The sequence below is a fragment of the Pediococcus acidilactici genome (assembly GCF_016127815.1).
Lineage (GTDB): Bacteria > Bacillota > Bacilli > Lactobacillales > Lactobacillaceae > Pediococcus > Pediococcus acidilactici.
Genome location: NZ_CP066046.1, coordinates 730,544 through 746,948, shown reverse-complemented (window position 1 = coordinate 746,948; position 16,405 = coordinate 730,544). Strand labels below are relative to the sequence as shown.

Sequence of the window (16,405 nt, the reverse complement as noted above, 5' to 3'; positions counted from 1 at the left end):
TATGAGAGAAGCTTACGGAAAACTTAATGGTAAAGGTAAAAAAATTGGTATTGTTGTTGCTAAGTTTAATGAGTTAGTAACTAGAAAATTATTAGATGGAGCTAAACAAGGTTTAGAACAGCTGGGAGTGGAAGCTAATAATATAATAGTTTATTGGGTTCCAGGAGCCTTTGAAATCCCACGGGTAGTCAAGCTATTAAGTAATTCGGGTAAAGTAGACGGCATAATTTCATTAGGTGCTGTAATTCGCGGTGAAACTTCTCATTATGATTATGTATGTAACGAAGTTTCGAGTGGAATTAGTCAGGTAAGCTTAAATAACAAAGTTCCAGTAATGTTTGGGATACTAACGACTGATAGTATGAATCAAGCCTTGGACAGGGAAAGAGGCAAATCGGGTAATAAAGGAATTGAATGTGCTAGTGGTGTCATAGAAATGATTAATTTAGAAAATGAATTAAAATTGAATAAATAACCTATTGTTATAAGGTAATAATCAAAAACAGCCCTGATAACCATCTTTGGTTACCAGGGCTGTTTTTATATCTAATCAAGTATTTTTTCTAAGAACGCAGTGTGTTCATCTGGAGATGCAGTTTCCACGTTTCCGAAATGCAGCCAGTTAACTTTATCAGGCGTAATCCCAACGGATCCTAAGGTACCGTTAATAAACAACCCTTGAATTGGATCACCGCTAGCTTTTAAAATTTCCTTAGTCATGGAAGCCGTAGTAATGACGGTTACTTTCTTAATATTGGTTAAGAGCCCCGTCCAGGTGCCTTGTTCGTCGACTTGGTAAGCAAATTTTTTCAACATCACTTTGTCAAAGAAGCCCTTTAAGATTCCTGGCAAGTAGAACCACCAAATCGGAAAGATGAAGACCAATTCTGAAGAATCTTTGATCATTTTTTGATACTCTTTAACCTTTAGATAAGGAGTATCTCCAGCATTGAACATGCTCAGTTCTTCAGCGGAAAAAGTAGGGTTAAATTGATCCTTATACAAATCGATTACTTGGTAATCCTCATGTTTTTGGTCAAATTTCTTTTTCACATTTTCAAGAATTGCGTGATTAAAACTGCCGGCCCAGGGATGTACGTAAATGATAGTTTTCATGAAATGTCGCCTTCCTTTTTATTTATATCCTAAGTGTATCTCTTGAAAGCGCTTTATTCAATAGAGGGTATTGTTTTTATTTTATGTTTTAAATGTCAACTAGGCATTCATTTGTATAAAGCTTAGAATTCAAAAATCATCTACCATATTTAGTCTAATATAAAAAGACCATCCCCGAACAATATCCAAAATTATAAGCCGTAAAAAGGTAACTTAGGAGCACGCAAGGTACTTACTAATTAATCCATTTGCTTAATAATTTGTATATCCTCAGTTGATGGTCTTTCATTAACCAAATTAATAGCTAATCATTATTATTTTTAAACGAATTAGGCTTTACTGATTATTAAACCTAAGCCAATAAACCAGGGTCATGATCCCAACTACTATAAAAATATAAATTGGTAAAATGCCGACCCAGCCGGTGTGGAACACGCTAATTAGATAGGTTAGAAAACTAATCACTAGGTAATAAGCAAAGCTAAAAATTCCACTAGCCACCCCAATAATTTTTTCATAACCTACTAAAGCAAGGTTTAAGGAAAGGGGGAGTACAGTATATAAACCTAAGAAAACAATAAAGGTACCAGCAATAAATCCGATTACTGAATCTTGTAAAACCGTTAGAAACATAAATAGTCCGCCAAATAAAGAAAAAATCAAACCTAATTTAATAATCTTAGTGGGCGACCAGATTAAGACTAACTTGTTAACCATTATGGCACCAATGATGCTGGACAGGGCAATTATAATACCTATGATTCCATATTGGACTGGTGAGAAACGAAAATGATCAATAAAAATAAACGGAGCTTCCGCGTAGAAACTAAATAAAATTCCGTTAATTCCGCTGATCAATAAACCATAGGCCAATACATTACGATCTGTAAAAAGACGCCGAACTACCGCAATCAAAGAAATTTTGGGCCCTTTAACACCGATTGCCGGATTGGTTTCTGGCAACCGCGCCCCGGTATAAATTATCAATGAAACTGCAATAGCAATTAGCACACCAAAAACGCTGCGATAGCCAAAGTAAGTTTGGGCGTATCCACCAAGCAGGGGACCAATCGCAGGGGAGAGGGCTAAGGCCGCACCTACGTTAGCGAAAACCTTAGCTCCCTTACTTCCTGAGAAACTTTCTCGCATGATTGTCTGGGTCACTACCGATCCCACGCTAGCTCCAAAAGATTGGATCAATCTAAAGAAAATCATGACTATAAAATTAGGCGCAAAAAATAGTCCGACGTTGCCGACAAGGTAGACTAATAAGCCCTCTAACATCGCAGGTTTACGGCCCTTGGCATCTGAACGCTTCCCCCAAAATAATACCCCCGCTGCAAAAGCAATAAAGTAAGTGCTCATTACTAATTGACCAGTCCGATCGGCTACATTTAAATTAGCACTCAAGGCAGGGAGGACGGGAGTGAAGATGGATTCACTAATTTGTGGGAAGCCCACTAATGCGATAATAATCATTAAAGATGGAACTTGTTTTTGGACGTTTTTCATTTTTATACTTCCTTTATTTATTATTTTTTAAGAAAAACGTCCTAATTTAATTACTGTCACACATGCGATAAAGTCTTTATATTCGATTATTTAAACCTTCTTTCTACACTTATCTGCCCATTTTGCATATCTTTACTAGGGTAACAATTAATTATTTTACATGCAACAGTAGCCCATTACCGTGAGCGAACCTCTTGAAGAATAACTTTATAAATACTAAAAAGCATAATCAAAAAAGTGTTTTTTTAGTCACTCTTTTTATATAATTTAGTCGGGATTTAACAGGGGAGGTCCCTTTCCCAAAATTATTACTATTAACCGTCAAGAAAAAATATAAATAATTAGTTAAGTGTTTGGTTTGCGTTAGTTTTATTTGTAAATATAAAGTATGATGAAACCATAACAGGGTACTCTGTTTTAATTGAATACATTTGTTAGGTGAGGCTCCTATACAAACATAGGCTGCTGCCCAAAAATGTCGAGAGACACTAATGGGTAGAACAGGAATTGTCGAATTCAAGGCTTTTCTTAAGGTAGCTAAAATTGGAAAATTTTTACGTTGTATAGTGCTAAAGCTCAACGAATAGATCAGCGTTTACTTACTATAAACTAAATGCGGCTTTTTGCTGAGCTTCGGGGCAAAAAGTCGTTTTTTATTTGCCCTGAAGTCTCCACCTCAACAACTTTTATAGGTTTTTAAGGAGGGAGAAAAATGAGAAATGTAGGTAAGACCAATTTAAAACCCAATTACGAAAAATTTGCTAAGGCAAGTATTCGTGAGTTATTTAAAGACTTTAATATCACGACGACAGGCCTTAAGCAAACCCAGGTTCAAAAAATGCGCAATCGATTTGGCCCTAATAAACTAACGGATAATGCGAAAAAATCAATTATCCGGACAATCTTAGGAGCCTACATTACGCCGTTTACGATTGTTTTGATTTGCATTGGCTTAGTGTCCTTTATTACCGACGTAGTTTTAGCTCCACCTGGGGAACGTAACTATCTGGGGAGCGGAATAATTTTTGGAATGGTAATTATAAGCGGAACAATGACCCTTATACAGTCGTTACGGTCTACAAAAGCCGTAGAACAATTAAAAACCATGATTAAATCCGTCACCACAGTCAAAAGGGCGAGCGGAATCCAAAAAATTCCAGTAGATCACGTGGTTTGCGGGGATATCGTACAACTTTCTGTCGGAGACATGGTGCCTGCTGATATGCGATTAATTAAGTCGAAAGATTTATTGGTTTCTGAAGCATCACTCACCGGCGAAAGCTATCCAGTGGAAAAGAACCATTTGCAATCTAAGAAAAACGTTAAAAGCGAAACGGACTACGAAAACTTAGTATTTATGGGAAGTTACGTCACTAACGGGCAAGCTGAAGGAGTGGTAATAGCGACTGGAAACCAAACTTTATTCGGTGGAATTGCCCATTCGGCATCAATTACGCCGACCGAAACTAACTTTGATCTAGGAATTCGAAAAACTTCGTACCTTTTTATAAAATTCACCGTAATAATGACTACCGTTATTTTCCTAATTAACGGTTTAACCAAAGGAGATTGGCTAGAAGCGTTGCTATTTGGTCTTTCAGTAGCGGTCGGGCTCACCCCCGAAATGCTACCGATGATCGTTACTACCAATTTGGTTAAGGGAGCAACTAAAATGGCCAAGGGTGGAACGATCATTAAAAATTTAAAAGCAATTCAAAATTTAGGGGCGATTGACGTTTTATGCACGGATAAGACGGGTACGTTAACCCAAAATCAATTTTCCTTAAACCATTATTTAAATTGGAAGGGGACGACGGACGAAGAGACTTTAAAATGGGCGTATTTAAACAGTCGTTACCAAACTGGTTTTAATAATCCGTTGGATCAGGCCGTTATCGACGCAGTTAAACCGGAAGTTAAAGCTCAAGCAGCTAATTACCGAAAGGTTGATGAAATTCCTTTCGACTTTGAGCGTCGGCGAATGACCGTTATTCTTAAAGATCAATCCCAGCGCCATTACGAGCTAATTACCAAAGGTGCGGTAGAAGAGATGCTTGAAATCACTAATACGGTTTACTCTGCAGGTAGCTTGGTCCCGCTAACAATAGAAATCAAGCACGAAATTTTAAGGCAAGTTAGCCAGTTAAACCAAGCTGGTTTACGGGTGGTGGCAGTTGCGCATAAGCGTTTAGCAACCACACCGAACACTTGTTCCGTTAAAGATGAAACCAACCTCAGCTTTATCGGAATTCTATCGTTCTTAGATTCTCCTAAACCGACTGCTAAGCAAGCCCTATCAGCCTTGAAGTCAAAGGGGATTACCATCAAAGTTTTGACGGGGGATAATGCAATTGTGACTAAATCAATCTGTCAACAAGTCGGCTTAAGGGTAACTGGCATAGTAAGCGGTGAAAATATTGATCACTTAACCGACCAGGAACTAGGTCCGGTAGTCACCCAAAATAATGTTTTTATAAAACTAACCCCGCAAAACAAGCGGAGAATCATAAAGGCGTTAAGAAAAAATAAACACACCGTGGGCTTTTTAGGCGATGGAATTAATGACGTTCCAGCAATTAAAGCGGCGGATGTTGGAATATCCGTCAATTCGGCTGTAGACGTAGTAAAAGAATCTGCTGACGTAATTTTAACGGCAAGCGACTTAGTTATTTTGAAGCATGGAATATTAATTGGCCGAGAAGTATTTGGCAACATCATGAAGTATATTAAAGCAACCGCAAGTTCTAATTTTGGAAATATGTTTTCCGTATTAATTGCAAGCATCTTCCTGCCATTTTTGCCAATGCTACCCCTTCAAATTCTTTTATTAAACTTTATTTATGACCTTTCTTGTATGTCAATTCCTTGGGATACGATGGACAAAGACTATTTAGAAAGGCCTAAAAAATGGCGAGTTAACAGTATTGGCAAATTTATGGTTTGGTTTGGTCCGACTAGCTCCATCTTTGACATCACCACCTATCTACTAATGTTTTTCGTTATCTGTCCCGCGATTGCGGGCGGTGATTTTATACATTTGACCCATCCAAATCAAATGTATTTCATCGCGCTTTTCCAAAGCGGCTGGTTTATCGAGTCGCTCTGGTCCCAAACCATGGTTTTACACGCGCTAAGAACCGCCAAAATTCCGTTTATTCAAAGCAGTGCCTCAGCCGTCCTAACGATAACCACGAGTTTGAGTATTGTCATCGGCACCGTTATTCCATTTACTCCGATTGGCAGAAGTTTAGGCTTGACCGCTGTACCAGACAGCTATTGGATTTGGTTAGTAATAACAATCTTTAGCTATCTTGCGCTTGCTACAGTCGTTAAATCAACCTATATTCGTCGTTACAAGGGCTTCATTTAACAAATTTTAGCCCGTCAAAATATGAATTCTGGGACAACGCTGAATAAAATCGATTGTATAGGAATTTTAAATATAACGTAGGTAAGTTTGTATTTATAGCCGGTTTTAATAGGTTTTCTAAGAATGGAGGGATTATATTATGAAAGCGAAAAAAGTATTTGGTTATGTAGCAACAATGGTGTTGGTGCTTTCGGTGATTGGAGTGCTAGTTTTTAAGTTTTACGAATATAAAGCGTTTAAGACGATAAAAACTAGTACTTCTTCGGTATCTAATAAAATTAATCAGCAAAAGCCGTTCTCGGTTCTACTATTAGGCGTTGATACGGGATCTGACGGCCGGATTGATAGAGGATTATCCGATTCAATGATGGTTGCAACGCTAAACCCACGCACTAAGCAGACGCTGCTTTATTCGGTCCCACGGGACTCTTTGGCCGAAATTAAGACCAACCATGCTAAAAAAGACGTTCAGAAAATCAACGCTGCTTATGAGATTGGTAAAGCACCAGTTGCTAAGAAAACTGTGAGCGCTTTTTTAGGTATGCCACTTGATTACAGTGTAACCATTGATATGGGCGCTTTAAAAGAGTTAGTTGATTTTGTGGGCGGGGTGACCGTCAAAACTGACATTGTGGTTAGCTTTGATGGTCAAACAATCCCAAAGGGTACCCATCATCTGAATGGTGAAAAAGCTTTAGCTTACACCAGGATGCGTTATCAGGATCCGCGTGGGGACTACGGACGACAATTACGACAACAAGAAGTTTTAATGCAGATCGTCCACAAATTGCAGTCTCCACAATATATGTTTAGGATACCAACTTTGATGAACAAATTAGGCTCGCATATTAGTACCGACTTAACTACGCAGCAAATCGAAAAATTAATTAGCCATTACCATCAATGTACTAAGCACGTCGTGACAAAGCAACTCGTTGGCCGAGAAGCTTGGATCAACGGAAGTTCTTATCAAGTAATTGATACTGCTAATTTGCAAAGCGCGTCAGACCAGTTGCGCAAAAATCTTGGATTAACATCTAAGAAATTGCACAATACAGAAACTAAGCTCAACGAATTGAACACTGATTTCTTTAGCAATCTTAACAGCACCACGTATAATACTGCGGGACTAGATACAACTTACTATACAGATAACACTTATTAGCAGGCATCGTACTAACCAAATAGTTTAAGCGTAGTAGCAGCTCAAAAAATCCATGATTATTACAAGAAGAGTATTTATTTGTACTTTATTAAATTTTGTAGTAATCATGGATTTTTAGATTACTTATAAAATCAGACCATTATTAAAGTTGTACATTACTTTCAATAATATATATTATGTAAACTAGAAAAAGAAAACTAATTAAGTAGCATTTCATCTGTACTTTAATGGTCTCCACTCTTTCTTTCACCAGGATTCGTAGACATTTGACATGTCCCAAATCAGATAATGTTGCATTCTTTATTTGTACCAAGTTATATCAGGCTAAGCTGTTTACAACAGTTAAGCTGGCAGTTAACGTTCTGCTATGTAGTTTCTTATGCTATACAATCATTTTTTTCACCACATATAAAAAAACACGCACTTACAACGTTGAATTTAATTCGCTGACAAAGTACGTGTTTTTATTTAATTAGGACAACTTTAGATAATTGCAAGTACTGCTAAATATACGCACGTGGCAATCAATAAAACGACCATCAATTTAGCCATCCATTTCCACCAAACGGTAATGTTAACATGCGCAATTCCTAACGCACCGACCACGATTCCAGAGGTTGGCGTAATCAAATTTACCCAGCCTGAAGCAGCTTGAAATGCAGTTACTACGGTGCTTTCTGCAACGTGAGCAAAGTTCGCCATTGGACCTAAGATTCCCATTGTTGCCGATGCTAATCCAGAAGTAGATGGGATTAGGAACGACATTGGAATGTAGAACAAGTACGTCAAGATAATGAAAACAGTCTTTGGTAACGACTTGAGCCCCATTTCACCCCAGTGAAGAACGGTATCTGTAATTGCAGCATCATTCATAATTACTTGGATTCCCCGAGCAACGGCGACAATGATTGCTACGCTTAATAGCTCGCTCATTCCATTCATAAAGGCTTCAATAAATTCACTTTCCTTCTAAAAATATTCCCTAAAAACTATGCTGCATCAGTAAAAAAATATGTTAAACAGTGGAAGCCTTGGTAACGGCCCGTTGATAGGTTAATTTAAAAATTGAATTAATGCTAAACGCGAGGTCTCTTTTATGATTAAGTCGTAAAATCCTTTTTGGGAGCCACAAAATATGTCAACTCGGAGAATTAAAGGGGAATTTAATCGTTCGAATTAAAAAAATTATCCCAAAAATTAGATTTCAGTTCATAAAAGATTAAAATTTAATTACATACATTCTATTGACTTTTTTTTTCTGCTACAATTATACTCATATTTAATTTATTTTTATTCATAAAAGGAAAAGTTAGGAGAAGATATTCAATATGGGTGAACAAAAGAAAAAACTATCGCTCGGCGCTTTAGTTTTGATGATATTTACCACCATCTTTGGTTTTGGTAATACCCCTACTGCTTTCCAGCAAATGGGTTACGGAGCAATTTTTTGGTACATTTTAGGTGCAATTTTATTCTTTATTCCCGCTGGCTTAATGTTTGCGGAATACGGGGCAACCTTTAAGGAAGCTAAGGGGGGCCTTTACTCCTGGTTGGAACAATCCATCGGTGAAAAATGGGCCTTCATCGCCACATTTATGTGGTTAGCTTCATGGATCATTTGGATGGTAATGATCGCACAAAAGATTTGGATTACCTTGGCAACCATCATTTCTGGTCACGATACTACTGGTAGCTGGTCACTATTTGGAATGAATTCAACCATGACGATTGGATTACTCGCCATTCTATGGGTAGTATTTGTAACTTGGGCTGCTTCTCGAGGAATTAATACTTTGGCAAAGGTTTCCTCATTAGGTGGTTTAGCCGTAATGGCAATGAACGTAATCTTACTATTAGCTAGTGTGTTCATTTTAATCGCTAACCACGGTCACTTGGCTCAACCAATCAATCATTTAAGTGATTTTGCAACTTCGCCAAGTGCCCAATTCCAAAACCCCATCGCGATGATTTCCTTCGTAATTTACGCGATCTTCGCTTACGGTGGTTTGGAATCCATGGGGGGAATCACTGATAGTTTAGATAAGCCTGAAAAGACCTTCCCTAAAGGGGTTATGATCGGTGGGATCGTAATCGCGGTAGGTTACTCATTTGCGATCTTCCTCTGGGGAGTTTCAGCAAACTGGCACACCGTAATTTTGGAACAAAAAGCTAACTTAGGTAATATCACGTACGTAATGATGCAGAACTTAGGATTAGAATTAGGTAAAGCAATGGGCTTGAGTAGTTCAGCTGCAGTTGCGTTAGGAACGGCCTTCTCAAGATTCTCTGGTTTAGGAATGCTGTTAGCTTACGTTGGTTCCTTCTTCGTTTTAAGTTACTCACCATTAAAATCATTCATCTTAGGTTCACCTAAAGAATTGTGGCCAAAGAAAATGACCGAACTAAACAAAAACGGCATGCCTGCTAACTCAATGTGGTTACAAGCAATCGTAGTTAGCGTATTTATCGCTGGAATTTCTATTTTAGCTTCAATTACTCACAAAGAAGCCACTTTCTTCTACAACGTGTTGACTTCCATGAGTAACGTTTCAACTACTTTGCCATACATCTTCTTAGTAGGAGCATTTCCATTCTTCAAGGCTAAAAAAGACCTTGATCGGCCATTTGAAGTTTACCGCAGTCGGCCTTGGATGCTAACCATCGTTACGGTAGTGTTAATTACCGTCGGCGTCGGAATTGTCTTTACCGCAATTTCACCGTTCATTTCCGGAGACTTGTTTACCGGATTGTGGACGGTGGCTGGACCACTATTCTTCGGTCTAATTGCTTGGGCATTCTTGGTTAGACGTGAAAAGAATAAGAATATTTAATAAATAAAAATCGTAAGTTCAAGCATTTGCTTGAAACTTACGATTTTTTTGTTGCCCATTTTTATTGCCAGTGGCTTTGTTTAAATTGACTTCGCCCACCAGCTTCTTCAATTTGGTATCTCCAAGGGTTCTTCTTATAAAATTGCTGGTGTTCTTCTTCCGCCGGATAAAATGGTTGGGCATCCTCAATAGTAGTGACGATCGGTTCGTCAAATCTACCTGATTCCGCGAGTGCTTTACGGGAAGCCAACGCAACCTGGCGCTGTTCTTCGCTGTTAACGTAAATTACCGGTCGATAGCTGTCCCCTCGGTCTTGGAATTGCCCCATCGCGTCTGTAGGGTCCGTTTGTTGCCAATATATTTCTACTAACTCCCGATAAGAAATAATTTCAGGATCAAAAGTGATCTGGACCGCTTCAGTATGGCCGGTGGTGTGCGAAGCTACCTGTTCATAAGTGGGGTTTGGTACATGTCCCCCAGTATAACCAGAAACGACGTTTAAGATTCCAGGCTGCGTTTCAAATGGTTCGACCATACACCAGAAACATCCGCCCGCAAAAATAGCTGTTGATGTCATAAGTTACCCTTCTTTATCAAAGATTTTTTTCAAATAGCCGAGGTGATGCTCTTCCAATTCATCGTACGGGATGAACTTCAGCGCTGCCGAATTAATACAATAACGCACGCCTCCAGCTTCTTGTGGACCATCCAAAAACACGTGTCCTAAATGGGAGTCAGCTTGTTTGCTGCGCACTTCCACACGTTCCATTCCCCAGGATTGGTCCCGGTGTTCGGAAACTAACTGAGGGTCAATTGGTTGGCTAAAGGCTGGCCATCCACAGTGAGCGTCATATTTAGCGGTAGAGCTAAATAATGGTTCCCCACTGACTACGTCAACGTAAACTCCTTTTTCATAGAAGTTATCATATTTCCCGCTAAAGGGACGCTCTGTAGCCGCTTCTTGCGTCACCGCATATTCTTCAGGACTAAGCTTTTCTTTTAGCTCGGCTTTAGAAAGTTTTTTGTTCTCCATTTGCAGCACTCCTAACCACTAAAATGAATATAAATACATATTTATGGGTAATTTTGTTTAATTAACCCCCTAAATATACAATTGGAAGATTAAAATAGAATTAGATCTTCGATCATTGTGGCTACATTATAAGCTGAATATTTTCAAAAGCAAATAATTGGCTTGCCCGTAAATTATGGGATAAAAGGGGCCTTATTTGACCGAACCAATTCCTTTCTTGATTAACCGAGCGATATTCTCCGCAACTTGGGCAACATCATGAGGACCAGTTGCCAAAGCTTCGCGTAGCGACTTAACTCCGGATACGCTTGTAAAAATTGCGTCAATTGCGTTATCTGCGTATAATTCATCAATTCCCTTGCCGACGTTACCAGCAATTACAATCACCGGCGCATCTGGAGCAACTGCCTTAGTGGTTAATGCCACCCCATAGGGAGTTTTGCCATACTTAGTTTGAAAATCGATTCCCCCTTCTCCGGTAAATACGTAGTCCGCATTTTGCGCCTTATTTTTTAATCCGCTGTATTCGATTACGATGTCGATCCCTTTTTTCATGGTTGCGTTAGTAAATGCTACTAGCCCGGCACCTAAACCGCCTGCCGCACCCGCACCAGGGCGATTAGCTAAATCAAGCCCTAAATCGCGCTGTAAGACTTTTGCATAATGAGTAAGGTTTTGATCCAGAAGTTGAACCATCTCGGGAGTTGCGCCCTTTTGGGGACCAAAAACCGCCGATGCGCCTTGTTTACCAATTAAGGGATTAGTAACGTCTGAGGCGATGATAATTTTCGTTTTTTTGATTCGAGGATCGATTTGGTTAACCTTAATTTGCTTAAGTTGATTTAAATTGCCCCCGCCTAGTTGAATAGCTTGACCCCCATCGTCTAGCAACTCTGCTCCAAGAGCTTGGGCCATTCCGGCACCACCATCGTTAGTGGCACTGCCACCGATGCCAATGATTAACCGATCAACTCCTTGATCAAGTGCCTTTAAAATCAGTTTGCCCGTCCCGAAAGTAGTTGTTTTTAATGGGTTCCGAGTGGTTTTCGTAACGTATTGGATTCCACTGGCTTGCGACATTTCAATCACGCCGGTATGCTGGTCACCTAAAATTCCATAAGTGGCGTTTACGGGCTTACCAAGTGGACCGGTAACTTCAGCAGTCAACAGCCGTCCCTTAGTAGCGTCAACTAAAGATTGTACGGTTCCTTCACCACCGTCTGCCATGGGAACGAGTGTATAAGTCGCTTCCGGGAAAATTCTTTTAAGTCCCGTTTTAATGGCGTTAGCGGCTTGTTTAGCCGTCATTCCATTTTTAAATGAATCTGGTGCAATCACAAATTTCATTATTCTACTCCTTTATTAAAAGAATCCATACATTACGGTTGCAACGATGGTCATTGACAATCCGACCAAGGTTTCATAGATAATTGAACGAGAACGTTCCTTAATTTCCATATGCATGGCATTGGCCGTAACGTGAAAGTAATTCCCGTGTGGCAAGTGATCAATTACCGTCGCCCCAGTATGTACCATCGCAGCAGCGCCTAACGGACTTACCCCAAAACCTAAGATGGCCTTACTAAAGGAGCCCGTGGCTAAGATAACCCCCGTCGACGTTGAAGCAGTTGCTGCCGCCATTAAAATTCCAGCTAACGGCGCCAAGAAAATTCCAGAAACGTGGCTGATTTTGATTAATTCAATAATTTTATTTGGCAAACTAGACGTGGTAATTAACGCGCCAATCATTCCTGCCCCGATTAAAATCATGACTACGTCGGTCATTCGGGCAATTCCAGATTGAGCGTAAGCCTTTAATTGCCGTCCCTTTCGCATTGCTAACGTCCCAACTACGGCAGCAAAGGGAAGCACGTAGGTGGCATCCAAATTTAAATTAGTTAAACCGTGAATATGTAAAAGTGAACTTAACGGATTTAGTAACAACAAAACAATCGCTAAAACCGGGGTTACCAAGGCTGTGGCCAATGATGGCAACTCCGTAGGTTGCTTAGGCTTAGTTAAATTTGCAATATCCGTATCTAAGACCGCACTCCCACGATGCTTCAAAAAGGAGGCCACTAAAACTGCCACAATTAAACCAACGACGCTGGGAATAAAGTCTGCAATCATGATCTGACTTAGATTAACACCAAACCCTTTTGCTGCAGCAATCGAATTGGGATTTGGTGAAATAATGTTTCCGGCTTTGCCGCCTCCGGAAAGGGCAACTAAGAGCGCCAATTTTGAAATATGCATGCGTTGGCCAACTTCAAGCGCAATCGGCGCAACGATTAAGACGGCAACTGGAATAAAGACTCCCACTCCCGTAATTACCATTGTCGCTAATGCTAAACTAAATAGCGCTAACTGATCCCCCAGTTTGTTAACAATGGTCTTAGCGATCACATCCGCTGCGCCGGATTCCATCATCACCCCGGCAAGCATTCCGGCTGCAATTACCCGTAACACAGTTCCCATAACGCTTTGCGAACCTTGAATGAGGACGTTAATGGTTTGGCTAAGCCCTGCTCCACCTAGCAAACAACCTAAAATTGCCCCCAACATTAACGAATAAACGGGGTTTAATTTCTTGAGAATAAGGATAATGGCAACGGCTAACCCCACTAGCGCTGCCCACCATGGTAATAAATGCATGAAATACTCCTTTCTTGTCAATCAATTCACATAACATTATACAGCTAATCACAAAGTAAAATAACCTCCTTTTCAAAAGTAAGCGCTTAACTTATCAAATATATAAAAAGGCTCTCCGTTACCAGATCCTCACCCTTCAGTGAGCTTTGGTAGCGAAGAACCACGTAATAATTATTAATCTTTTGCTGTGTTCTTAAAACGGCGCCAATAATTTGCTAAATATTGGGTGGTGAGACTTTGAGGGTCTTTAATTAATTCACCAGGCTGACCGGTTGCAACAAGCTTGCCACCGTTTTGACCACCAGTAGGGCCTAAATCAATTAAGTAATCCGCGTTTACCATTAAATCGAGATCATGGGTAATCACAATAATGGTTGCCTGTCGATCCAGCAAACGTTGCATGACTTGTAGAAGTACGCGGACGTCTAAAGGATGTAATCCAATGGTTGGTTCGTCAAAAACAAATAGGGTGTTGGCTTGTTGCTGATTAAGATGCTTCACTAGTTTTAAGCGTTGCGCTTCCCCGCCCGATAAGCTAGGAGTGTTTTCACCCAAATGTAAGTATCCCAACCCGACTTCCATTAAGTTTTGCAAGTCTTGTTGAATCTTGGGTTCGTCCTTAAAGACGGCAATCGCTGATTTTACGTCTAAGTTTAAAACGTCCACAATCGACAAATCGTGCCATTTAATTTGCTGAATTTCAGGATTGTAACGTTCTCCATGACAAGTTGGGCAGACTTGTTGCATGTCTGGTAAAAACTGAATATCTAAAGTAATGCTTCCCGTCCCGCCGCAAGTCGGGCAGGCGCCCTGCTTGTTATTGTAGGAGAAGTAGCTTGCCGTGTACTTTCGTTTTTTGGCTGCAGGTTGGCTAGCATATAGTTTACGTAAATTGTTCATGATATTAGTATACGTGGCAACCGTTGATCGAACACTTTTGCCAATTGGTTCGGCGTTGACGCTGACTACCTTTTTTAACGGAGTTTTTAGCTGCGTTACTTGTTTAGGGAGACTACGTTTTTGAGATTGCGCGGTAATTGCTGGGACTAAACTATCTAGGATTAAGCTGGTCTTCCCTGCGCCGGAAAATCCGGTAACCGTGGTAAGCCGGTTGACGGGGATTTCAGCCCGCACATTTTGTAAATTGTAGTAGTCTTTAACGGTAAAATCGATTAATTTAGCAGGGTCCTGATTATTGATTTTCCGGACGTGAATCATTGCCGTTCCCTTCAAGTAAGGGCCAATCAAGGAATCGGGATCTTCGGCCAATTCTGCTGGAGTGCCTTGATTCAAAATATAGCCGCCTTCCTGACCAGAACCGGGGCCAATTTCAATAATTTGATCAGCAGCGCGGATAACGGCTAAATTATGGTCAACGACCACCAATGAATTTCCTTGATCAACTAATTCCCGAAAGACTTTTAGCAAACCACTAACGTTATCAGGATGCAAACCAATGGAAGGTTCATCCAACACGTATAAGACTCCCGTAGTCTTTGTACGTAAAGTTCGTGCTAATTGGATTCGTTGTAGCTCCCCTGTCGAAAGACTATTACCGTTTCTTGAAAGGGTTAGATAATCTAAACCTAGATCGAGTAAAGGACGTAAGTTATGGCTAAATTCGGCAAACAAACTATCCGCCATCTTTTGCATATCCGCGGGAAGTTCTGCGAGGACCTTTTCCATCCAGGAATTTAAGTCGCCTAAGGCAAGGTCAGAAACTTCGGCAATGTTTTTTCCGCCGGTCGTCTGCTGCATTAATTCCGGTTTCAACCGGCTTCCGTGACAGACGGGACAAGTCGAATAGTTAAAAAATTGACTTATCCGAGCCTGCGCCCGTTCGCTTTTGCTCGTTTTAGCTGATTCGAGCACGGCCTGGTGCGCATTTTCGTATAAAGCGTTAAAATCATGGAAAACCCGGCCGGTTCCCGAACGAAAGTCCATCCGGTATTTTTTCTGGGGACCGTTTAAGATAAAGTCCTTTTCTTTAGCAGTCAATTCTTTGTAAGGCACGTTAATTCGCACACCGGCCTGTTCGGCAACCTTGGGCATAAAGTTTCTTCCTGGAAGGTGCCAGGACGCGACTGCACCATCAGCAACACTAAGGTTAGGATCACCGATTAATTTATCTTCGTCCAGTTGCCGGACTTTTCCAGTCCCCTGGCAACGCTCGCAAGCTCCGTCACTATTGAAGGAAAATTGCTCCGCACTAGGAACGTAAAAGGCGACTCCACAAACGGGACAGGTGATTCTACCCATTGCATCGCCACTTTCACTCATTGCTTGAGCAATCGCTAAGCTGGGCTTTACTCGGTGACCATTGGGGCAAACAGGCGAACCTAAACGAGAAAAAATTAACCGAATTACATTTAAGGTTTCGCTCATCGTCCCAACCGTGGCCCTTTCGGACGGAACGCTCGGTCGTTGCCGAAGCGCCAAGGCGGATGGAATGTGTTCTACGCTAGTAACGTCCGCCTGTGAGCCTAGTTTAATCCGTCTTCTTGTGTAGGTCGACAGGGCTTCCAAATATCGCCGAGAGCCTTCCTCATAAAGGATTCCCATGGCTAACGAGCTCTTCCCGGATCCCGAAAGGCCCGAAATTGCAACAAATTGGTGTAAAGGAATGTCCACGTCAATATTTTTTAAGTTATGGACACGCCCTCCGCGTACGTTAATTTGGGTTGGTAAGACTGCTTGATTTTCCATTACTGCTTATGGTTCTC

11 protein-coding genes, 1 pseudogene and 1 riboswitch are annotated in these 16,405 nt (G+C 40.7%); of the genes and pseudogenes, 4 read left to right on the top strand and 8 right to left on the bottom strand.

Translation table 11 applies throughout. The features are described from left to right. Window position 1 precedes the first annotated feature (1 nt). Window positions 2-475 carry a 6,7-dimethyl-8-ribityllumazine synthase gene (gene ribH, locus I6H64_RS03645; protein WP_008840943.1) on the top strand — a complete coding sequence of 158 codons (474 nt, stop codon included), beginning with the start codon at window positions 2-4 and terminating at the stop codon, window positions 473-475. Window positions 476-546: 71 nt separating this feature from the next. Here ribH and I6H64_RS03640 read toward each other — a convergent pair whose 3' ends face one another. Then, the gene (locus I6H64_RS03640; RefSeq protein WP_008840944.1) at window positions 547-1,116 is read right to left on the bottom strand and encodes an NAD(P)H-dependent oxidoreductase; all 570 of its coding nucleotides are present in this window, start codon (window positions 1,114-1,116) and stop codon (window positions 547-549) included. A gap of 336 nt (window positions 1,117-1,452) precedes the next feature. Further along, window positions 1,453-2,628, bottom strand: a complete 1,176-nt coding sequence (locus tag I6H64_RS03635; RefSeq protein ID WP_056984988.1) for a multidrug effflux MFS transporter — start codon at window positions 2,626-2,628, stop codon at window positions 1,453-1,455. Between the two features lie 423 nt (window positions 2,629-3,051). Then, window positions 3,052-3,223: riboswitch (M-box (ykoK) riboswitch) on the top strand. Between the two features lie 117 nt (window positions 3,224-3,340). Between I6H64_RS03635 and mgtA the strand changes: the two genes are divergently transcribed. Further along, on the top strand, window positions 3,341-5,998 hold the full coding sequence (mgtA, locus tag I6H64_RS03630) for a magnesium-translocating P-type ATPase (protein ID WP_008840947.1): 2,658 nt from the start codon (window positions 3,341-3,343) through the stop codon (window positions 5,996-5,998). 139 nt (window positions 5,999-6,137) lie between these two features. Further along, window positions 6,138-7,163, top strand: coding sequence for an LCP family protein (locus tag I6H64_RS03625; RefSeq protein ID WP_008840948.1), 1,026 nt, complete (start codon window positions 6,138-6,140; stop codon window positions 7,161-7,163). Between the two features lie 483 nt (window positions 7,164-7,646). On the opposite strand, the pseudogene I6H64_RS03620 reads toward I6H64_RS03625, so the two are convergent. After that, window positions 7,647-8,132, bottom strand: a pseudogene (locus I6H64_RS03620) (YfcC family protein); the annotation flags it as partial. A gap of 359 nt (window positions 8,133-8,491) precedes the next feature. Between I6H64_RS03620 and yjeM the strand changes: the two are divergent. Further along, complete coding sequence (yjeM, locus tag I6H64_RS03615; RefSeq protein WP_002831664.1) at window positions 8,492-9,994, top strand: glutamate/gamma-aminobutyrate family transporter YjeM; 1,503 nt, start codon at window positions 8,492-8,494, stop codon at window positions 9,992-9,994. A gap of 61 nt (window positions 9,995-10,055) precedes the next feature. Here yjeM and msrA read toward each other — a convergent pair whose 3' ends face one another. The 5 genes from msrA to I6H64_RS03590 form a co-directional block, all read right to left on the bottom strand. Next, complete coding sequence (msrA, locus tag I6H64_RS03610; protein WP_036685046.1) at window positions 10,056-10,571, bottom strand: peptide-methionine (S)-S-oxide reductase MsrA; 516 nt, start codon at window positions 10,569-10,571, stop codon at window positions 10,056-10,058. 3 nt (window positions 10,572-10,574) lie between these two features. Beyond that, window positions 10,575-11,027 (bottom strand): peptide-methionine (R)-S-oxide reductase MsrB, encoded by a 453-nt coding sequence (msrB, locus tag I6H64_RS03605; RefSeq protein ID WP_002831667.1) that lies wholly within the window; start codon window positions 11,025-11,027, stop codon window positions 10,575-10,577. A 192-nt stretch (window positions 11,028-11,219) separates the two neighbouring features. Beyond that, complete coding sequence (locus I6H64_RS03600; protein ID WP_008840951.1) at window positions 11,220-12,374, bottom strand: glycerate kinase family protein; 1,155 nt, start codon at window positions 12,372-12,374, stop codon at window positions 11,220-11,222. A 15-nt stretch (window positions 12,375-12,389) separates the two neighbouring features. Next, window positions 12,390-13,682 (bottom strand): GntP family permease, encoded by a 1,293-nt coding sequence (locus I6H64_RS03595; RefSeq protein ID WP_008840952.1) that lies wholly within the window; start codon window positions 13,680-13,682, stop codon window positions 12,390-12,392. 174 nt (window positions 13,683-13,856) lie between these two features. Next, window positions 13,857-16,388, bottom strand: a complete 2,532-nt coding sequence (locus I6H64_RS03590) for an ATP-binding cassette domain-containing protein (RefSeq protein WP_056984985.1) — start codon at window positions 16,386-16,388, stop codon at window positions 13,857-13,859. Window positions 16,389-16,405 lie beyond the last annotated feature (17 nt).